The organism is Rhizobium sp. YJ-22 (assembly GCF_029601685.1).
Taxonomy (GTDB): Bacteria; Pseudomonadota; Alphaproteobacteria; order Rhizobiales; family Rhizobiaceae; genus Metarhizobium.
Genome location: NZ_JARRIR010000002.1, coordinates 381398 through 402710 on the forward strand (window position 1 = coordinate 381398; position 21313 = coordinate 402710).

22 protein-coding genes are annotated in these 21313 nt (G+C 64.4%); 6 read left to right on the top strand and 16 right to left on the bottom strand.

Translation table 11 applies throughout. The features are described 5' to 3' along the window. Positions 1-162: 162 nt before the first annotated feature. Positions 163-846: a Crp/Fnr family transcriptional regulator gene (locus tag P7F60_RS06475; protein ID WP_277916896.1), complete on the top strand. Its 684-nt coding sequence runs from the start codon at positions 163-165 to the stop codon at positions 844-846. Between the two features lie 148 nt (positions 847-994). Here P7F60_RS06475 and ccoS read toward each other — a convergent pair whose 3' ends face one another. From ccoS to ccoG, 4 genes are read right to left on the bottom strand one after another with little or no spacing between them, the layout of a single operon-like run. Then, entirely contained in the window at positions 995-1135 is a 141-nt protein-coding gene (gene ccoS / locus P7F60_RS06480; RefSeq protein ID WP_277916897.1) for a cbb3-type cytochrome oxidase assembly protein CcoS, read from the bottom strand. After that, on the bottom strand, positions 1132-3417 hold the full coding sequence (locus P7F60_RS06485) for a cation-translocating P-type ATPase (protein WP_277916898.1): 2286 nt from the start codon (positions 3415-3417) through the stop codon (positions 1132-1134). Before P7F60_RS06485 ends, ccoS begins: the two co-directional genes overlap by 4 nt. Further along, positions 3414-3905: a FixH family protein gene (locus tag P7F60_RS06490; RefSeq protein ID WP_277916899.1), complete on the bottom strand. Its 492-nt coding sequence runs from the start codon at positions 3903-3905 to the stop codon at positions 3414-3416. Before P7F60_RS06490 ends, P7F60_RS06485 begins: the two co-directional genes overlap by 4 nt. After that, on the bottom strand, positions 3902-5488 hold the full coding sequence (gene ccoG, locus P7F60_RS06495; RefSeq protein WP_277916900.1) for a cytochrome c oxidase accessory protein CcoG: 1587 nt from the start codon (positions 5486-5488) through the stop codon (positions 3902-3904). Before ccoG ends, P7F60_RS06490 begins: the two co-directional genes overlap by 4 nt. A 208-nt stretch (positions 5489-5696) precedes the next feature. Here ccoG and P7F60_RS06500 point away from each other — a divergent pair, with 208 nt between their 5' ends. Beyond that, positions 5697-6434: a GGDEF domain-containing protein gene (locus P7F60_RS06500; RefSeq protein ID WP_277916901.1), complete on the top strand. Its 738-nt coding sequence runs from the start codon at positions 5697-5699 to the stop codon at positions 6432-6434. Between the two features lie 73 nt (positions 6435-6507). Here P7F60_RS06500 and ccoP read toward each other — a convergent pair whose 3' ends face one another. From ccoP to ccoN, 4 genes are read right to left on the bottom strand one after another with little or no spacing between them, the layout of a single operon-like run. Next, entirely contained in the window at positions 6508-7371 is an 864-nt protein-coding gene (gene ccoP, locus P7F60_RS06505; RefSeq protein WP_277916902.1) for a cytochrome-c oxidase, cbb3-type subunit III, read from the bottom strand. 4 nt (positions 7372-7375) lie between these two features. Further along, entirely contained in the window at positions 7376-7528 is a 153-nt protein-coding gene (locus tag P7F60_RS06510) for a cbb3-type cytochrome c oxidase subunit 3 (RefSeq protein ID WP_277916903.1), read from the bottom strand. 12 nt (positions 7529-7540) lie between these two features. After that, positions 7541-8272 carry a cytochrome-c oxidase, cbb3-type subunit II gene (gene ccoO / locus P7F60_RS06515; RefSeq protein ID WP_277916904.1) on the bottom strand — a complete coding sequence of 244 codons (732 nt, stop codon included), beginning with the start codon at positions 8270-8272 and terminating at the stop codon, positions 7541-7543. Positions 8273-8284: 12 nt separating this feature from the next. After that, positions 8285-9922 carry a cytochrome-c oxidase, cbb3-type subunit I gene (gene ccoN, locus P7F60_RS06520; protein WP_277916905.1) on the bottom strand — a complete coding sequence of 546 codons (1638 nt, stop codon included), beginning with the start codon at positions 9920-9922 and terminating at the stop codon, positions 8285-8287. A 259-nt stretch (positions 9923-10181) separates the two neighbouring features. Here ccoN and P7F60_RS06525 point away from each other — a divergent pair, with 259 nt between their 5' ends. After that, complete coding sequence (locus tag P7F60_RS06525; protein WP_277916906.1) at positions 10182-10895, top strand: helix-turn-helix domain-containing protein; 714 nt, start codon at positions 10182-10184, stop codon at positions 10893-10895. A 148-nt stretch (positions 10896-11043) separates the two neighbouring features. Then, positions 11044-12969, top strand: coding sequence for a PAS domain-containing sensor histidine kinase (locus tag P7F60_RS06530; protein WP_277916907.1), 1926 nt, complete (start codon positions 11044-11046; stop codon positions 12967-12969). 69 nt (positions 12970-13038) lie between these two features. Here P7F60_RS06530 and hemN read toward each other — a convergent pair whose 3' ends face one another. The 6 genes from hemN to P7F60_RS06560 all read right to left on the bottom strand — a co-directional run bounded on the left by hemN (position 13039) and on the right by P7F60_RS06560 (position 17883). Then, positions 13039-14391: an oxygen-independent coproporphyrinogen III oxidase gene (gene hemN, locus P7F60_RS06535; protein WP_277916908.1), complete on the bottom strand. Its 1353-nt coding sequence runs from the start codon at positions 14389-14391 to the stop codon at positions 13039-13041. 89 nt (positions 14392-14480) lie between these two features. Further along, on the bottom strand, positions 14481-14927 hold the full coding sequence (locus tag P7F60_RS06540) for a hypothetical protein (RefSeq protein ID WP_277916910.1): 447 nt from the start codon (positions 14925-14927) through the stop codon (positions 14481-14483). Positions 14928-14943: 16 nt separating this feature from the next. Next, entirely contained in the window at positions 14944-15132 is a 189-nt protein-coding gene (locus P7F60_RS06545) for a hypothetical protein (protein WP_277916911.1), read from the bottom strand. Positions 15133-15197: 65 nt separating this feature from the next. After that, positions 15198-16841, bottom strand: a complete 1644-nt coding sequence (locus P7F60_RS06550; RefSeq protein WP_277916912.1) for a cache domain-containing protein — start codon at positions 16839-16841, stop codon at positions 15198-15200. 130 nt (positions 16842-16971) lie between these two features. Further along, on the bottom strand, positions 16972-17220 hold the full coding sequence (locus P7F60_RS06555; RefSeq protein ID WP_277916913.1) for a hypothetical protein: 249 nt from the start codon (positions 17218-17220) through the stop codon (positions 16972-16974). Between the two features lie 87 nt (positions 17221-17307). Beyond that, positions 17308-17883, bottom strand: a complete 576-nt coding sequence (locus P7F60_RS06560; RefSeq protein ID WP_277916914.1) for a hypothetical protein — start codon at positions 17881-17883, stop codon at positions 17308-17310. Positions 17884-18065: 182 nt separating this feature from the next. Between P7F60_RS06560 and P7F60_RS06565 the strand changes: the two genes are divergently transcribed. After that, entirely contained in the window at positions 18066-18314 is a 249-nt protein-coding gene (locus P7F60_RS06565; RefSeq protein ID WP_277916915.1) for a hypothetical protein, read from the top strand. 3 nt (positions 18315-18317) lie between these two features. Here P7F60_RS06565 and P7F60_RS06570 read toward each other — a convergent pair whose 3' ends face one another. After that, entirely contained in the window at positions 18318-19259 is a 942-nt protein-coding gene (locus P7F60_RS06570) for a DMT family transporter (protein ID WP_277916916.1), read from the bottom strand. A 119-nt stretch (positions 19260-19378) separates the two neighbouring features. On the opposite strand from P7F60_RS06570, the gene P7F60_RS06575 reads away from it, so the two are divergent. After that, positions 19379-20161, top strand: a complete 783-nt coding sequence (locus P7F60_RS06575) for a helix-turn-helix transcriptional regulator (protein WP_277916917.1) — start codon at positions 19379-19381, stop codon at positions 20159-20161. 4 nt (positions 20162-20165) lie between these two features. Here the strand turns inward: P7F60_RS06575 and P7F60_RS06580 are convergent, their stop codons facing one another. Continuing rightward, complete coding sequence (locus tag P7F60_RS06580) at positions 20166-21167, bottom strand: DUF930 domain-containing protein (RefSeq protein WP_277916918.1); 1002 nt, start codon at positions 21165-21167, stop codon at positions 20166-20168. Between the last annotated feature and the right edge of the window lie 146 nt (positions 21168-21313).

Below are 21313 nucleotides of genomic sequence, written 5' to 3' on the forward strand. Positions count from 1 at the left end.
TTCGTCGACAAGGACATAGCCAAATCCGCGCGCAATGGAAACGCGCGAGATAGCCTGTTCCCCGGCCGAATCGTCGCATGCGACAAATCGCTGTGGTTGCACCATTGCAGACCATTTGACAAAGATCAAAGAGGGTTCGGAGGAGCATGATAGATATTTCACATGACCCGGACCGCTCTCAAGATGAACCCTGATCTCGCGACGCTGATGCATTCGGCGTTATTCTCGCATCTCAGCCGCAAGGCGGCCTCGACGCTGGCCGGCAGCGCGCTCTTGAAGACCTATCTCGAAGGTGATGTGATCTTCCGCCAGCAGGAACAGGCGCATTTCTTCTGCGTCGTGCTGCGCGGCTATGTGCGGTTGACCCGGACCTGCGACAGCGGCCGGATCGCATCCTTGCGCATCTGCGAGCCGGGCGACGTCTTCGGCGAATGCATGCTGCGCGCCGGCCCGACCTACCCCTACGGCGCCGAGGCGGCGGAAAACTGCGTGCTGGCGCAATTCGATCTCGCCGCCGTGCGCAAGCTCGCCGAGGACGATCGAAGCGTCGATGACGCCGTCATGCATGTGCTGTCGCAGAACCTCCTGGCCACGCTCAATTGTGTCGCCGAGGACCGGCTGCACACCGCCCCGCAGCGCCTCGCCGCCTATCTGCTGCGCACCGCCCAGGCCGAACGCCGTCAGGGCGTGTTCCGCCTGCCCTTCCGCAAAAGCCTTCTGGCCGCCAAGCTCGGCCTGACGCCCGAGGGATTGTCACGCGCCTTCGCGCTTCTGAAGGAGCACGGCATCGCCGTGCAGGGCCGCACCATCCGCATCGAGGATTCGGAGCTGCTGCGCAGCATCTGAGCAGCGCCGGATATTTTCCGGGTTTTATTTTCCCCCTCTCCCTCTCGTCCGTGAGGGACAAAGTCCCCCGTAAAACCGAAGCGGGTGGATGGAGCCCTCCCTGCTCCATCCGCCCCTGCGCGCGTTCCGACAAATCCCCCGATTGCGATCAATCGTCGTCGTCCAGCACACGCCACGACGCCCCTTCCAGGTCGTCGTACTGGCCGGAGCGCAGGGACCAGAGAAACGCGGCAAGCCCGGCGCCGCCCATCAGCAGCGCGATCGGGATAAAATAGATCAGCAGGTTCATGGCGCGGTTCCCATGGCTTCGGAAAGGATGGCGGTGCGCGGCTGCCGATCGGCCGCCGGCCGGCGGCGCGCCATCCGGCCGAGACGCAACGCGTTGGCGACCACGATCAGCGACGAGGTGGACATCGCCACCGCCGCGATCAACGGCGTGGCATAGCCGGCGATGGCGATCGGGACGGCGATGACATTGTAGCCGATGGCAAGCGCGAAGTTCTCGCGAATCAGCCGGCCTGCCTTGCGCGACATGTCGATGGCATCGGGTACGGCATCGAGGCTTTCATGCAGGAAGACCAGATCGGCCGCCTGCCGCCCGACATCGGCGGCGCTGGCCGGCGCCATCGAGACATAGGCCGCCGCCAGCGCCGGCGCGTCGTTGATGCCGTCGCCGACCATCAGCACACGGTGACCCTTCGCCGCCAGATCTTCGCAAACCTCGACCTTGCCCTTCGGCGTCAGTGCCGCGAACCAGCCGTCTATGCCGAGCCGCCGGGCAGTATCCGCGACCACGGCGCGGCCGTCGCCGGAAAGCATGTAAGCCGAAAACCCGCGCTGCTGCAGCGCTGCGACCGCGCCGTCGGCGCCGGGCCGCAACATATCCTCGAACAGGAAGCGCGCCCGTTCCCTGCCGTCCAGCGACAGCACGACCGCCGACCGGGCTTCGTCGGTTTCCGCCGCCGCACCCGTCAAGGCAAAGCGCGGATTGCCGAGCCGCCAGATGCCGTCCGGCCGTACCGTCTCCAGGCCGGCGCCGGGAATTTCACGCACGCCGTCGAGGGCGGCAGGCAGCGCGTCGAATTGCCCAGCCAGCGCCATGGAGAGCGGATGGCGCGAATGGGCGGCCATGCCGGCGGCGATCGCCCGGTCGCCCGCCTCGCCACTGCTGTCGACCAGACGCGGGCGGCCGAGCGTCAACGTGCCAGTCTTGTCGAAGGCGACGGCGTCGATTTCGGCAAGCCGCTCCATGGCGGAGCCGTCCTTGACCATGATGCCGCGCCGGAACAGTTCGCCCGCCGCAACCACCTGCACCACCGGCACGGCAAGGCCGAGCGCGCAGGGGCAGGTGATGATCAGCACGGCGACGGAAATCAGCATCGCCTGTTTCCAGTCGCCGCCGAAAATCCCCCAGCCAAGGAAGGTGATGAGCGCCAGCAGATGCACCACCGGCGAATAATAGCTGGCGGCGCGGTCGGCGATGCGGCGATAACGCGCCCGCCCGCCTTCGGCCGCTTCCATCAGGCCGATGATTTCCGACAGCAGCGAATCGCGCGCCGTGGCGACGGCGCGCACCGTCAGCGAGCCGGTGAGGTTCATCGCCCCGGACTTCAGTTCCGAACCGACCGAGACCGCCACCGGCCGGCTTTCTCCTGTGACGATCGACATGTCGACATCGCTGGCGCCGGAAATCACCGTCGCATCGACGGGAACCCGCTCACCGGCGGTGAGTGCGATGCGGTCGCCGACGGCGATCTCCTCGACCGGCATGTAGCGGCGCTGGCCATCGTCGTTCAGCACGGTGGCGCCGCGCGGCACAAGCCGCGCAAGCCCGGTAATGGCCGAGCGTGCCCGGTTGCGCATGACGTGATCGAGCGTGCGGCCGATCAGCAGGAAGAACAGCAGCGTGACGGTGGCGTCGAACCAGGCATGCTCACCATGATGGATGGTTTCCCACAACGAAACGGCATAGGACAGCGTGATTGCCAGCGCGATCGGCACGTCCATGTTGGTGCGCCCGCGCTTCAGGGCATTCCAGGCGGAAGCGTAGAAGAAGCGGCCGGCATAGATGAGCGTCGGCGCGGCGATCGCCGCGGAAATCCAGTGGAACAGATCGCGCGTGGCGGCATCGGCGCCCGACCAGACGGATACCGAAAGCAGCATGATGTTGGTGGCGGCGAAGCCGGAAAGTCCGACCGCCTGCAGCAGCCGGGTGCGCGCCTTGTCGTCCTCCTCGGCCGCCGCCGTGAACAGATGGCCGCGATAGCCGCAGCCGGTGAGCGCATCGAGGATGACGGTCGGATCCGACGGCTTGCCGTCGACGGTTTCACGCCAGACGCAGGAGACGCGCCGCGACGTCAGGTTGACACGCGCCTGCTCGACGACGGGCAGACGCTTCAGCGCGCTCTCGATGGTGGTGATGCAGGCGCCGCAATGGGCGGCGGGGACGCTCAGATCCACCTGCAGCAGCCCGTCGCCGAGCGGGCGGCTGGCGAGCAGCAGTTCGTCGCGGGAAGCGTTGTTATCCTTCGCAAGCGCAATAACGCTGTCTGGATCGACGCAGCAACTCATTGGCCCTGCCCCTTCATATAGATGCGCGAGGCCTCATGCATGATGATCTCGCCGTTGCGCTTCGAGATGACCTCGACGATCCAGTCGCCGGCCGGCACCACATGGGCGAGCGTGAAATTGCCCTCGCCGGCCTTCACCAGTTCCACCTGAAAATCCTGGTGATCGCCGACCGGACGCTTGAAATGGGCCGTGACGGTGTCGGCGATCGCTGGCGTGCCGTCGCGCTGCTTGAGCGTATAGGAGATGGTTTGCGGTGCAAGCGTTACCTCGCCATGGATGCCGGTGGCGGCCATCGCCCGCATCGCCGCCGCCCGGCTGTTGAATTGCTGGCTGGCCACGTAGGTATTTTCCACCACCAGCCCGCTCCAGCTCGACGTGGCGTACCAGGCCATGGTGAAATTGACGGCGATGACCACGCCGAAGAAGGACACCATGATCGCGGCCATATGGTAGCCGGTAAAGCGGGGCTGCGAAGTCTGTGCGGTCATTGCTTTTTCTCCGGAGCGTTGAAGGAGGCGTCGTAGACGGCGTGCTCGCTGCCGTCCCTGTCCTCGGCAAGGAAGCGGAAGGGCGTCACGGCGCCGGCCACACCTTCCCTGGGCAGGGTGACGAAGACTTTCAGCGTCGTGGCCTGATCGGGCTGCGTCGGGATGTCGAAGCGCTCGCCGGGATCCTTGGAAAGCGTCGGCACGGTCATGGTCGCGCCCGGCAGCGCCTGCAGCGACAGCGAGATCACCCGGGGTTCGGGGATCATGTTCAGCAGGCGAATGGTATAGCCGTTGCGGATGGCGCCGCTGGATTCGACGACGAATTGCGGGTTGCGGTCGTGCAGGACGTTCAGTTCCAGCCGCTCGCGCTGAGCGAGATGAATGGCCATGGCAAGCCCGATCGCCAGCCAGACGGCGCAATAGACGAGCACACGCGGACGGTAGATGATGCGCCAGTTGAAGTGTCGCACCTTGTCGTTGAGCCTGCCCGCGCTGTCATGCACCCGCGCCGGATCGATGGCGATGGTTCCGTTGTCGGTCGCCAGTGCCATATTCGCATTGTATTCGGCAAGCGTCGCATAGGCGATCAGGCCGCGCTCCTTGCCGATCTTGTCCATGACGCCATCGCAGGCATCGATGCACAGCGCACAGGTGATGCATTCGAGTTGCTGGCCGTCGCGGATGTCGATGCCCATGGGACAGACCGCGACGCAGGCGTTGCAGTCGACGCAATCGCCGACCGGCTGCCCGGCGGCCATCGCCTTCTTGGCATGGCGCGAGCGCGGCTCGCCGCGCCAGTCGTTATAGGTGACGACCAGCGAATTCTCGTCCAGCATCGCCCCCTGGATGCGCGGCCAGGGGCACATATAGGTGCAAACCTGCTCGCGCATCAACCCACCGAAGATGTAGGTCGTGGCCGTCAGCAACGCGACCGTGGCATAGGCGACGGAAGCCGCCTGTCCCGTGACAAAATCGGTCAGCAGCGCCGGCGCATTGGCGAAATAGAAGATCCAGGCGCCGCCGGTCAGCACGCCGATGACCAGCCAGATCGAATGCTTGACCACCCGCTTCCACAGCTTGTCGAAGGTCCACGGCCCGGCATCGAGCTTCATGCGCGCATTGCGGTCGCCCTCGACGGCGCGCTCGACCACGAGAAAGAGATCGACCCACACCGTCTGCGGACAGGTATAGCCGCACCAGGCGCGCCCGATGGCGGTCGTAACCAGGAACAGCCCAAATCCCGCCATCACCAGCAGGCCGGCGACATAATAGAACTCCTGCGGCCAGATCTCGATGAAGAAGAAATAGAAACGACGATTGGCGAGATCGATCAGCACCGCCTGATCCGGTGCGTAAGGCCCGCGATCCCAGCGCAGCCAGGGCGTCACGTAATAGATCGTCAGCGTCACCAGCATCACCAGCCATTTGAACTGGCGAAAGCGCCCTTCGGCACGCTTGGGAAAGATCTTCTTGCGCTTTTCGTAAAGCGGCTTGCGGATCTTCGCGGAGTTGACCGGTTCGGCTTCGAGGCGCTCGACGCTGCTTTCGTCCTTGCCGGTTCCCGGGGCTGTGTAGAGATTCATGGCGGCACCATCCTTTCTGCCTTCTTGCGCCTCGCCGCCGCCCGCTGCCTTGACTTAAGTCAACATCGTCATGCGCCACGCTGCGACAAAAGGCGCGCCGCTTTGGCAGGCAGCGCATAAAATTCATGCAAATTCGTCACGCGGATTCAGGTTTCTTCAATGCATAGTTTCTAATAAGTCAGCAGAACCATCAACCGCGTGCGTCGTCATGTCCCGCATCCTGGCAAAATCGATCGCTGTCACCGTCCTGGCGCTGCTCGCATCGCTGGCGATTTCCTTCACCTTCGTGCCGATGCTCGGCGGCGAGGTGTCGGGCGCGGGCCTCGTGATGACGATCGTCTGCCCGATCGCCGTGGCGCTGCCGGCCTCCACCCTGCATTACTGGCAGTCGGAGCGGCTGCGCCGCGCCAATGGCGCATTGATGGCAGCGAACGACAAGCTGGCGGAAGCCTACCGCCAGCTTCACAGCCAGTCCCGACTGGACGCCCTGACCGGCGTTTTGAACCGCCATGCCTTTGCCCAGGAATTGCAGGCGGTCAGCGAGGCGGCCGCCTCCGGCGGGCTGCTGTTCATCGACCTCGATCATTTCAAGTCGATCAACGACCGCTTCGGCCATGCCACCGGCGACGAGGCGCTGCGCGCCATCGGGCAATTGCTGACCGGCCATGTCCGCGCCACCGACATCGTCGGCCGCCTCGGCGGCGAGGAATTCGGCATCTTCCTGCACAGCGTCACCGCCGAACACATGCTGGATCGTTCGCATCGTATCCGCGAGGCGGTGCGCAGCCTGGATTTCCGCACCCCGGCCGGCGCCCAGGTGGCGCTCGGCGCCAGCATCGGCGCCTTCCATTGCCGCGCCGGCTTCGACCCTTCCCAGGCACTTGCCGCCGCCGATGGCAATCTCTACCGCGCCAAATCCACCGGCCGAAACACCGTCATCGCCTGATTCCAGACGCAAAGGGCGCGGCACTTTCGCGCCGCGCCCCCTTTCCATCAATGTGCCCGACCGGACACAAAGCTCATTCGCCGCCGCCCAGCGAATGGACGAAGATGGTGAGCTGCTTGACCGTGGTGTCGCCGAGGCGGGCGCCCCATGCGGGCATGACACCGTGACGCGGCGACGAAACCTGGCGCACGATCGCATCCTCGCCCGAGCCCTTCAGCCAGATGGCGTCGGCGAGATCGGGCGCGCCCATGTCGCGGTTGCCCTTGGCGTCTTCGCCGTGGCAACTGGCGCAATTGTCGGCGAACACCTGCTTGCCCGGCTCGACGAGCGCAGGGTCGGAGGGCTTGGCCGTCAGGCTGACGACATAGGCCGCGACTTCCCGGATCTGCTTCGGTTCGAGAACGCCCTGGAAGGCCGGCATTTCCGAGACGCGCGTATCGGGATCGGCATCATAGCGCACCCCATGGGCGATGGTCTGGTGGATGGCGTCGAGATTGCCGCCCCACAGCCAGTCGTCGTCATTGAGGTTGGGGAAGCCGGGCCCGCCTGCGGCACCCGAGCCATGGCAGGGAGCACAGTTGACCTTGAAGGCCGACGCGCCGCCGGAAATGGCGAACTGGCGCAATTGCGGATCGGCGTCGATCTCGGCGAGCGGCAGGGTGGCGATCTTGTCGAGATAGACCGTCTGGCCGGCCTTGGCCTTCTCGACGTCATGGGTCAGTTCGGCGCGGCTGGAATAGCCGAGCCAGCCCCGTGTCGCTTCCCGCACCAGCGGGATCGACGGATAGGCGATGGCATAGATCACTGCCCAGACGATGGTCGCGTAGAAGGTGAGCAGCCACCAGCGCGGCATCGGAGTGTCGAGTTCGCGGATGCCGTCCCAGACATGGCCCGTGGTTTCGACGCCGCTGACATCGTCGACATGTTTGTCTGCCATGGGATCAGTCCTCCTTCAGGGGAATGAAGGCGGCTTCCTGCGCGGTTTTCTTGCCGCCGGGCCGCAGGGTATAGATGATGACGCCGACGAAGAACAGGACCATGCCGGCCAAGCCCCAGCTATCGGCGAAGGTGCGCATTGCGGTGTAGGTTTCCATGGGTTCCTCTCCTCAGCGATAGCCGGATGCGTCGTCATAGGTGGAGAAATCGACCAGCGTGCCGAGCATCTGCAGATAGGCGACGAGCGCGTCCATCTCCGTCAGCCGCTTTCCGTCACCGTCGAAATCGCCGACCTTGGCTTTCGGATAGCGGGCGAGCAGACCCTTGGTATCGGCATCGGGATCGGCCTGCGCCTTCAGGTCGGCCTCGGCGTTGTCGATCATCTCCTGGCTATAGGGCACGCCGACATCGACATTGGCCTTCAGGTCCATGGCAACGTCGTTGATCTTCAGATCCGTGTCCTTCAGGAAGGCATAGCGCGGCATCACCGATTCCGGCACGACGTCGCGCGGGTTGCTCAGGTGCTGGACGTGCCATTCGTTGGAATAGCGGTCGCCGACGCGGGCGAGATCCGGCCCGGTTCGCTTCGAACCCCACTGGAAGGAGTGATCGTACATCGATTCCGCCGCCAGGCTGTAATGGCCGTAGCGCTCCACCTCGTCACGGAACGGCCGGATCATCTGGCTATGGCAGAGATAGCAGCCCTCGCGGATGTAGATGTTGCGGCCAGCCAGTTCCAGCGGCGAATAGGGACGCATCCCCTCCACCTTCTCGATGGTGTTCTGCAGGTAGAAGAGCGGCGCGATCTCGACGATGCCGCCGACCGTGACCACGGCCAGCGAGGCGAGCAGAAGCAGCGTCGCGTTCTTCTCCAGCGTGGAGTGTTTCTTCAGGATAGACATGGTTCACACTCCTTATTCGGCGGGCTGCAGCTTGGTCCCGGCGACCGGCTGACCGCCGTCCATCGGGGATTCGATGCGCAGGCGGCCACGAACGGTCTGATAGACGTTCCAGGCCATCACCAGACCACCGGCGAGGTAGAACAGGCCGCCCGTCGTGCGGATGACGTAGTAGGGGAACATCGCCAGCACCGTTTCGGCGAAGGAATAGACCAGGAAGCCCTGGCTATCGTATTCGCGCCACATCAGGCCCTGCTGGATGCCGGCGACCCACATGGCGGCGGCGTAGAGCACGATGCCGAGGGTGGCGAGCCAGAAATGCCAGTTGACCATGCGGATCGAGTACAGGCGTTCGCGGTTCCACAGCTTCGGCGCCAGGTAATAGACGGCGGCGAAGGAGATCATGCCGTTCCAGCCAAGCGCGCCGGCGTGAACGTGGCCGATGGTCCAGTCGGTGTAATGCGACAGCGAGTTGACGGCCTTGATCGACAGCATCGGACCTTCGAAGGTCGCCATGCCGTAGAAGGCAATGGCCGCGACCATCAGGCGGATGATCGGATCGGTGCGCACCTTGTCCCAGGCACCCGACAGCGTCATCAGGCCGTTGATCATGCCGCCCCAGGAGGGCATCCACAGCATGATGGAGAAGATCATGCCCAACGTCTGCGCCCAGTCCGGCACGGCCGTGTAGTGCAGATGGTGCGGACCTGCCCAGATGTAGAGGAAGATGATCGACCAGAAATGCACGATCGACAGGCGGTAGGAATAGACCGGCCGATTGGCCTGCTTCGGCACGAAGTAATACATCATGGCGAGGAAGGGCACGGTCAGGAAGAAGGCGACGGCGTTATGGCCGTACCACCATTGCGTCACCGCATCCTGGACGCCGGCGAAGGCCGAATAGCTCTTGGAGCCGAGGAAGGACACCGGGATCGCCAGGTTGTTGATGATGTGCAGCATGGCGATAGTGACGATGAACGACAGGTAGAACCAGTTCGCCACATAGATATGCGGCTCCTTGCGGCGCAGCAGCGTGCCGAGGAACACGGCGAGATAGGCGACCCAGACGATGGTCAGCCACAGGTCGACATACCATTCCGGTTCGGCATATTCGCGCCCCTGCGTGATGCCGAGCAGATAGCCGGTCGCCGCCATGACGATGAAGAGCTGGTAGCCCCAGAACACGAACCAGGCCAGGCTGCCGCCGAACAGGCGGGCATGACAGGTGCGCTGCACGACATAGAAGGAGGTCGCGATCAGCGCATTGCCGCAAAAGGCGAAGATGACGGCGGAGGTGTGCAGCGGGCGCACGCGGCCGAAGTTCAGGTAAGGCCCGAAATTCAGGTCCGGAAAGGCAAGCTGCGCGGCGATGACCACGCCGACCAGGAAGCCGACGACCCCCCAGAACACCGTGGCGATGACGCCGTAGCGGATCACCTCGTCGAAATATTCGCCGTCGCGGGTCGCCGTCGCGGCCCTTGCACCGGCCGGCGCGAAGCTGAAACGACGCACCATCACCACCGTGCTGACCATCAGCACGAAGAAAAGAACCCACATATGGGAAGCAAAAAGACTGTCATGCGCGAAGGCCGCGCCGAGCAGGGCAAAGAATGCCCCGACGGCGACAGCCAGCGTTGAGACCGTGTAATTCATTGTGATCATCCCCGATTCAGAAATTGGGGCAGGAAGAAGGGCCTAGAATCCCATCCCGCTTACGATCACATCTGCCACGAGGGTGCATCAAGGCTCTTTGACATAGGTCAATACTGGCGGCCGGCGCACCGGAATTACCCTTGCGCGCCGGCCTGTTACACACTGTTACACTTTCGCTCGGCCGGTTACGCGCCGGTCATCCTTGCGTGACGGTGAGGCTGAATATTCCGCAGCATAGACGCTTCAAGGATGTTCGCCGATGCTGATGGAAAAACACACCGCCTTCGAAACCGAGATTACCCGCGCAGGGGAATTCGCCCCTGCCCTGTCGCTTGGATCGCTGTTTCAGGCGCAGCCGGCCGAAACGCTTGGCAGCGGCAAGGCGCTGTTCTGGGAAGGCGATCCCACGAACCACCTGTTCGAAATCGCGGAAGGCGTCATCCGTCTCTATCGCATCATCGGCGAAGGCCGGCGCGTTATCACCGCCTTTTTGTTTCCGGGCGACATCGTCGGCGCCTCGCTGCAGGACCGATACCTCTACACCGCCGAGGCGGTGACCGACTGTCGCATTCGCCGCATCGGCCGCAAGACCTTCCATGACGAGGTCTCGCGTTCGCCCTGCCTGCGTCCGGACCTGATCGCCCTGCTCTGCCGGGAAACCGCCGCCGCCCACGACCAGATGGTGCTGCTTTCCAAGAAAAACGCCGAGGAGCGGCTGTGCAGCTTCCTGCACGACCTGCTGCGCCGCGGCCCGGCCGGCGCCGAGGAAATCGGTGCGGTATCGCTGCCGATGAGCCGCCTCGACATTGCCGATTATCTGGGGCTGACCATCGAGACCGTGTCGCGCACCATCACCAAGCTCGCCAATCGCGGCGTGCTGACCCCGGTCGGCCGCCACGAGATCCGCATCCTGCAGCCGCGGCGCCTGGCCCATCTCTCGGGCGACGGCCGCGACGGCGCCAGCCTTCACTGAAGCAAGGATATCACTCGCCCCGCCCCAAAGTTTCGATGGACATCGCCGCGCGACAGGACGAAATGGAATGCAAATCGGATATGAGATTCGGCAGCACCAATGGTCGCGACATCAGAGCGGTCCCGGCCTGCCGGGCCGGGAGAGGGTCATGCCCCATCGCCAGATACCGCAGCGCACGGCGACGACGACGGAACTGGACGCCATCGAGCGCATTCTCGATGGCGCCACCGTCATTGCACATAGCTTCGACGGCATCATCAGCCATTGGACGATCGGCTGCGAGAACACTTATGGCTGGACCCGCGCCGAGGCGATCGGCAAGCCGGTCTTCGATCTCCTGGAAACCCGCGCCAACCAGCCGCGCGAGGACATCGTCGAACGCCTGCACCACGCCGGCGTCTGGGAAGGCGAGCTGATCCACCGACACAAGGCCGGCCACGACGTGCATGTCGCCAGCCGTTGCGTGGCGGTGCGCCTGGCCGACAGCGACGCCTTCACCATCATCCAGACCAACAACGACATCAGCGCCCAGAAGAAGGCGCAGGACGATCTCGCCGCCCGCGAGGCGCATCTGCGCTCGATCCTCGAAACCGTGCCAGAGGCGATGATCGTGATCGACGACCACGGCATCGTCATCTCCTTCAGCCCCGGCGCCGAAAAGCTGTTTGCGATGAAGGCGCAGGATATCTGCGGCCGCAATGTCAGCAACCTCATGCCCAATCCCGACCGCGATGCCCATGACCGCTATCTCGAACATTATATCGAGACCGGGGAGCGCCGCATCATCGGCTATGGACGTGTCGTCACGGCATTGCGCGCCGACGGCACGAAATTTCCGGTCGAGCTGCATGTCGGCGAGACCAGCGTCAACGGCCAGCGCATCTTCACAGGCTTTATCCGCGACCTGACCAGCCGCCTGAAGATCGAGGACGACCTGCGCCAGGCGCAGAAGATGGAAGCCGTCGGCCAGTTGACCGGCGGCATTGCCCATGATTTCAACAACCTGCTGACCGTTATCAGCGGCAATCTCGAAATGATCGAGGCCAAGCTGGCGCCAGGCCCGGTGCTGGAACTGATCGGCGAGGCGCAAGGGGCCGCCGCCGATGGCGCCAAGCTGACCTCGCAACTGCTGGCCTTCGGCCGCCGCCAGCCGCTGAACCCGAAGCTCAGCGATCTTGGCCAGCTCGTCTCCGGTTTCTCGGACCTGCTGCGCCGCACGCTGGGTGAAAACATCGACCTGCGCACCGTCATCAACGGCTCGCAGCACAATGTCCTGGTCGATGGCTCGCAACTGCAGAACGCGCTGCTCAACATCGCGCTGAACGCGCGCGACGCCATGTCGCGCGGCGGCACGCTGACGACGGAGATCTCCCGCGTCCATCTCGATGCCGATTATGCCAAGATGTATCCGCAACTGCGCACCGGCGATTTCGTGCTGATCTCGGTCACCGATACCGGCACCGGCATGACCGACGACGTCAAGGAACACGCCTTCGAGCCCTTCTTCACCACCAAGGGCGCCGGCGCCGGCACCGGGCTGGGGTTGAGCATGGTCTATGGCTTCGTCAAGCAATCCGGCGGCCATGTGCAGATTTACAGCGAGGTCGACCATGGAACGACCATCCGCATCTACCTGCCCTGGGTGAAGGTCGATACCCAGGCGACGCCGGAAAAGATCGAGCGTCCGGCGATCCGCGAAACCCTGCCCGGCGGCAGCGAGACCATCCTCGTTGTCGAGGACGATCCGCGCGTGCGCCGCGTCTCCGTCTCGCGTCTCCTTGACATGGGTTACGCCGTCATCGAGGCCGGCGACGCGCAGGAAGCGCTCACCCTGCTGAAACAGAATCCGCAGGTCGCCCTCCTCTTCACCGACATCGTCATGCCCGGCGGCATGCTCGGCGACGAACTGGCGAAAGAGGCCCGCATCCTGCGCCCCGACATTCACGTCCTCTTCACCTCCGGTTACGCCGAACCCGTGGTCGGCGGCCGTGATTTCGTCATCAACGGAAGCTGGCTGAAGAAGCCCTACACCGCAAAGGAACTGGCGACCCGGATCCGCGAATTGCTGGATTGATACGCCGTCTCCCCTATACAAAAAGGCCGGTGCATCGCTGCACCGGCTTTTTTTCACGTCTCCCGATAATCATGCCGCCTTGCTGTGTGTACGCGCCTTGGTGTCGATATAGGCGTCGAAGCTGGCGGCCACCGCCCGCACGAGGAAGCGGAAATCGGTGCGCACGATGACGCGGGTGCCGGCGATGGCGACGACGCCGTCCTCGGCCAGTGCCGCAAGCCGGCCATTGCCCTCCAGGACCGAGGCGGGATCGACGCCATGGCGGGAGGCAATGGCCCCGACATCGACGGCGAAATCGCACATGACGCGCTCGATGAGGTCGGCGCGGAAACGGTCGTCAGCGGTCAGCCGATAGCCCTTGACGGTCGCCAACTGGTTTGCGGCAATGCGCTGCTCGTACAGCCCATGCGCCACCTCGTTCTGGACATAGCCCGAAGACGTGGTGCCGATCGAGGACGCGCCGAGCCCGATCAGCACGTCATAGGGTTCGGCGGCATAGCCCTGGAAATTGCGCCGCAGCCGGCCTTCGCTTGCCGCGATCGCCATGCCGTCCTGCGGCAGCGCAAAATGGTCGAGCCCGATCTGGACGTAACCGGCCTCGCGCAGCGTCTGCGCGATCGCCTCGGCCTGTGCATTACGCTCTTGCGCTCCCGGCAGCACGGCCTCGTCGATCATCCGCTGGTGCTTCTTGAAAGACGGGATGTGGGCATAGCCGAAAACGGCGAAGCGATCCGGCTTCAGCGCCGCAGCGGCCTTGGCGGTGGCGATGCAGCTTTCCACCGTCTCGTGCGGCAGGCCGTAGATCAGGTCGAAATTGATGCCGCGCACGCCGACGTCGCGCAGCCGCTGCACCGCCAGCTCGGTCTGTTCGAAGGACTGGATACGGTTGATCGCAACTTGCACCTTGCGGTCGAAGCTCTGGATGCCGAGGCTGGCGCGGTCGGTGCCGATTTCGCCGAGCGTCGCCGCCATTTCGGCCGACAGGGTACGCGGATCGATCTCTATGGCCAGCTCCGTCGCCTTGCCAATGTCGAACTGCGCGATCAGCGCGCCCATCAGCCTGCGCAACGCCGCCGGCGGCATCACGGTCGGCGTCCCGCCGCCGAAATGGATATGCCGCACCTCGAGCGGATGGCGAAGATGCCCGGCGACCAGTGCCGCCTCGCGCTCCACGGCCGCGAGATAGGTCAAAACCGGCGGATCACGGCGGCTGACCGTGGTGTGACAGCCGCAATACCAGCACATCGCCCGACAGAAGGGAACATGGATATAAAGAGAGGCCTTCGCATCCGCCGCGATCTGCTGCAGCCATTGCCCATACCGGCCCTCGCCGATCTCGGCATCGAAGACCGGCGTGGTCGGATAGCTGGTATAGCGCGGCAGGCGGGCATCGCCATATTTCTCGACGAGCGGATGGCTCATGGTCGCTCCTTGATGATTGTCAAGGAACAGTGCTAACGGACGCGCGCATGCGCGTCCTTGCTTTGGATCAATAAGGACGCGCTCGCCGTCTATTGGGCCGGGCGGATCGTATCGGTGCGGATCGAGCCTTCGAGAACGCCGCGCTTCAGATCCTGCCGGCCACGTTGGATCTCGATGACGCTGTAGAGCTTGTCGTCGCGAAAGGCGCTGGCGTTGGAGGTCGTGACGTCCTCAGCGGGCGCCGCGTCGATTTCCATGAAATCCAGTTCACGCGCCGCCGCGACGATACGGGCGTCGCCCGCCGTGCGCGCCGCGACGACGACTTCGCCGTGATCGGTGGCATTGTCCCAGCGGGGATCGTCGAATTTGGCAATCGGGACGAGGCGATAGACGTTCAGGGTCTCGAAACCGTCACCGGCGTCGGCGAGCCGTGCGGCATCGCGCATCTGCGCCTGGCTTTCGACCGACCGGCCGAAAGTGGTGGAACTGGTGCCATTGAAGGCGGCATCGCCGCCAGTTCGGGCGCTGTTGGACATGACCGCTCTCCCACCCTCACAAGTTCTGCTTGTCGCCGGCGCCGCGGCCGTCCGAACTGCGCGATCGCTCCTCGATGCGGTCTGCGCCCTTGGCGAGATCGGAGCCCTTTTCAGCCTCGACCTGCCGCTCCTCGCGTTTGGTTTCCTTGCGCAAGCCGCGCGCGGCCTCGCGGCCATCCGGCGTCGGCGCCTGTTCGATTCCCATGGCACGTTCTCCCGTTGAATTGCGTTCATGAAGGAACGGGCCGGCCGGCCAATTGTTCCCAGGCATCATTCCGCGACATCGAGGCGGAAATGCAAAGTGAAGACCAATCCGGTCGGCTCGAATACCGATTTCGCCTCCGGTGCGTATTCGCCGGGAAAGGCGCTGCGGATCAGCCGCGAGCCGAAGCCTTGCCGTGCCGGCGACGTCAATGGCTTGCCGCAATGCTCGATCCAGGAAAAGGCGACACCCGCGCCGTCGTGCCGCCAAGTTACGTCGATGCGCCCGTCGGGATGGGAGAGCGCGCCATATTTGGTGGCATTGGTCGCAAGCTCATGCACGACCAGCGACAGGGACAGCACCGCCTGCGCCGGCAGCCGGCAGGGATCGCCATGCAGGGCGATATGGTCGTCGTTGTCGTTGCGATGCGGCCGGAGCGCGCGCACCACGACCTCACGGATATCGCCGCTCTGCCATTGGCCGGAAACGAGGATGTCATAGGCGCCGGCCAGCGCGCCCAGCCGCTGCGAAAAGCTCTCATATTCGGCAGCGTCGCGCCGGCCGAAGGTCTGGCGGGCAATCGCCTGCACCACCGAAAACGTGTTCTTCACCCGATGGCTGAGTTCGCGCACCAGCAGGTTGCGCGCCGTCTCCGCCGCCGCCGCCACCCGCCGGCGTTCGTCCAGTTCCTCCAGCATGCTGTCGATGGTGGCGCCGACGAGGCCGATTTCACCATGACGGCCGCGCAGCCGGGTGCGCGCCGTCTCGTCGCCGGCCCGCCAGCGTTCCAGCGTGTCGACGATCTGCGCGATCGGCCGGATGAGAAACCGGTTTCCGACCAGAAGCGCCGCGGCGATGGCGAGCAACGCCCCGACCGCAATGATGGCCACACCGGCAATCGACGCCTGATCGATGGAAGCGAAGCCCTCCTCCTTGGCGATGCCCGCGGCAACGAACAGCGGCATGGCGTCGGACAGCGCGGGCTCGTAGCCGATGATGCGCGCCACGCCGTCACGCCCGGTCATTTCCCGGGTGCCGGCGCTCCTTTCACGGACAAGCGGCATGGAATCGTCGATCAGCCGCGTGCCGACAAAGGCTTCCGGATGAGGATTGCGCACCAGGATGATGCCGTCGCGATCGGCGATGGTCACCGTGCCGCCCGGCAGCAGCCCACGCTCCTCGATACGTCCCTGCAGCCAGTCGAGCCGGATGCCGGCAACAATGAAGCCGCGCAGCACGCCGTCCTTCTCCATGGCTATGGCGACCGGCAGGACTTTCAGCCCCGAGGGACGGCTGATCGTATAGCCGCCGACGGCGAAAGCGCCGCCGGCGCGCGCTGCGGCGAAATAGGGCCGGTCTGAAAAATCCGTTCCCTTCTCCCGGCCGTTGCTGTCGCAGACCAGCTTGCCGTTCGTGTCCAGCACGATGACGCTGTTGATCGAAGCCATGCGGTCGACGATGCGTTTCAGCCCGTCGATGCAAGGCTGCCCGCCTTCATCGACGACGGCGGGAATGACGGAAACCGCAGCCAGCAGGTTGCGGGTGCCATCGAGGATATGCTCCACTTCGGAGGCTGTCTGGCGCGTGGTCTGCGCGGCGACCCGGTGAATTTCGAGACGGCGCTGCTGGCGGCTCAAAAACTCGTTGTATCCGAGCATCGCCACTGCCGGAAGCAACGCAGTCAGAACCACCGCGATCAAACGTCCCTTCACGCCACGCTCCCGTCGACCCCGTTCGTCCGCCATGGCGGCAGCGCGTTCCGGCTCAACCACTAGCATGATTGACGCATCCGGCGCAAAGCCGCAAGTCCCAGATTTCACCATGAAACCTGGGACTTGCCTGCTAGTCCGCCTTTGCGAGACTGGGAATTATTTCTACCTTGAGGCGAACCTCGTAGATCGCATGGCGTTGCGCATCCAGCACTTGCACGGAATAGGCATTGACAGGCTCGCCCGGCAGGCCGTCCAGCGCCATTTCCGCCAGCACCGTCTTCGCATGACGACAGGCGGCGTCCGCATTTTCGAATTGGTAAGCCTGTTCAGTCGAAAATATACCGTCGCGATCGACGATTCGAAAGTGAAAGCCGGGCATGTATGTCCCTCCTTATCGAAGGAACCGCCGCCCAAAAACTTTGTTCCGCGAATCGATGTCGGCACGCGTTTTTGATCGACTGCAAATTCAATTCGGGCAGCGTCGCAGCTGCTGCCAGTAGTTCACCGCCATGTTGGCGGTGCGCCGCGCCGCGCGGCGGATGCCGGGATCGGCACGCCAATCACCACGCGCATAAGCGGTATGGCCGAAATAATAGGCAAGGTATAGGTTGTAGGTGTCGTTGAGCGCGATGCCGTTCCGGCGGCGGCTTTCGGCATGGTACCAGCCGATGAAGCGGATGGCGTCGGAAAACTTGGTGCGCCTTGCACTCCAGCGGCCGGTCTGGCGCTGATAGCGCGCCCAGGTGCCGTCTATGGCCTGGCTGTAGCCATAAGCGCTGGACTGGTGTTTCCAGGGAATGAAACCGAGCAGCTTGCGGCGCGGTGGCCGGGCATAGGGGCGGAATCCCGATTCGGTATAGATCGTCGCCATCAGCACCGCGACCGGCACGCCATATTCGCGCTGCGTGCTTTCGGCCGCGCGCCGCCAGTTGTTGAACAGCCCGTCGCGCTGTTCGAAAATGGCGCAGGCATTGCGGGTTTCGCGCGGCGCGGTGGCACAGCCGGCCAGCAGCAGAAGCGCAACGACCAACACAAGACGCATCGTGGAACCTCTCGTCATCGAGAGATTGATGAAGCGCAAACCTTAAGATTCTGTTCTGCGGCCCCGCTCCCCGGAACCGATGCCCCGCGACGGCACAGTCTCGCCATTTCGTGGTGAACGAAAGGTTAAAACCCGTTGCAGCCGGTGGCGGGGTCTGGCACAAGGAGAAATACACGGAAAAGATGAGCAGGCCCATGTGGATCGCCAATGCATCGCAGGAGATCGGGATCGCGCTGGCGGTCCTTGCCATGCTTGGCTATGGCGCCGTGACGCTCGCCTGCATGGCTTGCACCGCGGCCGAAGGCCAGGTGGAAGGGCGCGGCTGGAATACCTGGCGCACGGCCGGGCTGGCGCTTTGTCTCGTCTGGCCGGTGATGATTGTCGTCTTCGCGATAGCACAGCTCGCCCAACGGCGGCCGCACCATGCCTGACGATCAGGCGGGGCGGGTCGCAGCGCTGCGGCCGGCCTTCTGCCGCAGCCAGGGACAGGCTGTCACCATCATGATTCCGCAAAGCACGCCGGCGGCGCCGAGCATGAATTCCTGCGTCAGGGGTTCGCCAAGCAGGACGACCCCCAGCACCACGCCCATCATCGGCGTCATGAACGAAAACACACCCAACTGAGACGCCTTGTATTTGGTCAGCAGCCAGAACCAGACGAGAAAGCTGAAGAAGGACACCACCAGCGCCTGGAAGGCGATATTGCCAACCAGCGGCCAGGCCAGATGCACGGCCGCTTGCCCCGAAGCCGCCGCCGCCATGGTTAGCGCAATGCCGGCGACGGCGAGCTGATAAAACAGGGTGTGTGCCGCCGGCACCCGGGCGAGAACCGTGGTGCGGATCAGCACGGTGGTCATGCCCCAGCAGAGGCCAGCCGCCAGCGCCAGCGCATCGCCCATCAGCCGCCGCGACATGTCGGCGCCGGGCACGCTCTCCCCGCGCCCCAGGAAGGCGACGCCGATGCCGAATGCGGCAAGTCCGATACCGGCCCATTGCATCGCCGCCAGCCGTTCCGAGGGAATTTTCCAGTGCAGCCCGAGCGCCGCGAAGATCGGCGCGGTATACATGAACACGACGACATGCGATGCTGAGGTGAACTTGAGGCTTTCGCCGACCAGAATGAACTCCCCCGAAAACAGCAGCCCGGCGAAAGCGCCGGCCAACGCCACCCGGCCGACGAGCACCACCCGCCCGCCGCGAAACCGGATCAGGGCATAGACGCAAACCGCCGCCAGCAACGAGCGCAACCCGATCTGCATCACCGGCGCGGCATAGTCGGCGGTGGCCTTCAGGGTGATCGGCTGCACCGCCCAGATCGCGCAGGCAAGCACCATCAGCGCGACCGCTTGCGCATCCAATGGTTTACGATCGTCCATGACATTCTCCTGCGGCGCTGAGGCGCGTTGAAGGCCATCTAGCACTTGTCAGCTTTCACGCATATAATGATCTTATGACAATCGGTATCACATACCTGCCAGCGGCCCGGCGTGGCGAGATGCCTCCGCGGCATTTCCTCGAACCGCCATTTCGCAGCGCCCTGCCCTCGCCGCTCTATTTCCGTGTCGCCCATACGCCGGCGGACGCCGCTTATCCGCGCCACAGCCATAGTTGGGGCGAGTTCGTCTATTCCTATAGCGGCGTCATGGAAATCAGCCTTGCCGACCGGCATTACCTGGCGCCGCCGCAATACGGCATCTGGCTGCCGCCCGACATTGAACATCAAGGGCTGAACCGCCACGAAGCCTATCACTGCTCGCTTTATGTCTCGCGCGCGCTCTGCGACCGCCTGCCCGACACGACCTGCGCCCTGTCGCTGAGCCCGCTGCTGCGCGCCATGCTCGAACATCTCAGGCAAAAGGAAACGGTCGCAGATCCCTCGGCGGAGCATCAACGTTTCCTGCAGGTGGTGGTCGATCTTCTGACTGAAGCGCCGCGCGTCGGCAGCTACCTGCCGTGGTCCACCGATGCCCATCTCGCCCCGGTTCTGGCGCATCTGCAGGACAATCCAGGCGACAACCGGTCGCTGGCCGAATTCGCGCGCCTGGCCGGCACCACCGAGCGGACGCTCATCCGCCGCTGCCAGGGCGAACTCGGCATGACCTTTTCCGAATGGAAGCAACGCCTGCGGGTGCTGAAAGCCATGCCGCTGCTTGAGGGCGGCGAAACGGTGGATGCGATCTCGGCGCGGCTGGGTTACGGCAACGCCTCCGCCTTCATCGCCATGTTCAAGCGCATGACCGGCACGACGCCGGACGAATACCGCCGCTCCGCCGCCTGAGTCGTTACTCCGCCGGCAACTTGCGCCTCGCCCAGTCGCCGCGCGGCACCGGGCCGCCGATCTCGTAGCGGAAGGAGACGATGCGGGTCGTCTCTGCATCCACTTGGCAGCGATAAGCGATATCGAACCAGCCCTCCCGCGCGCGGAAAGCGCCGCCCTTGGCATCCAGCACATGGTCGGAAATCAGCCCGCCGCCGGTGGAAAACGGTACCAGAAGATCGGGAAAGGCATCCGGCCGCGCATGGCGCACCTGCTCCAGCGCCTCGATGCTGCAGATCTGCACGATGCGCCGCTCCGGCGGCAATTGCCCCAGCGCCTGTTTCACGCGCGGATCGGAAAGCATCTTCTTGGAATAATGCTTCTTCGCCTCGGTCATCTGCTCCAGTGCGACTTTGGCCGCCTCGTCCTTGCCCTTGGGCTTGTCGGGCTCGCCTTCAGCTTTGGCCATCTCCTGCGCGGGCTTTTCCTCGGGCTTCTTCTCTTCGGGCGGCTTTTCCGCCGGCTTGGGTGGTTCGGCCTTGGCCTCTTCTTTCGCCTGCTCAGCCTCCGCGGCCTGCATCTTGGCGCGCAGCATGTCGATGGCGGCGGGCGTCAGCGCCGGCTTGGGCACTGGCTTTGCAACTGCCTCCTGCTCGGCGGGCTTGGGCGCGGTCGATGCGTTGCCGTCGGCGGCGGTGGAAGGGGCAGCGCCTTCCGGCTCGTCCATCTGCTCGTCCTGCGAGCCGGTCTCGAAGGCCTGTTCCTGCGGCGGGGGCGGCGCACCGGCGGAAGTGGGCGGCGGGGGAGCCGGCGGTGTCGATTGCTGCTTCGGCGCCGGCATCCGCGCTTTCTTTTCCGGTTCCTGCTTCTTTTCCGGCTCCGGCGGCTTGGGCGGCTCGACGAGTTCGACCGAAACCGCGTCTTCCTTGGCCGCATCCGTCTGCGGCAGCGGCAGCTTCAGAAGGAAGACGACGGCAAGCACGAGATGCAGCACGACGGAGACGGCGATGCCCCGCGTAAACTTCATCCTCGGTTTTGTCGCCGCATCCGTCATGTTCGGCATGTAAGCCGTGGCTGAGGCAATGTCCAACCGCCGGCTTGCGAATTCTCCCTGGCGATGCAGCCTTGCCACGCGGGCCGGGATCGGGTATGCGACCGGTGTCGATGAATGAT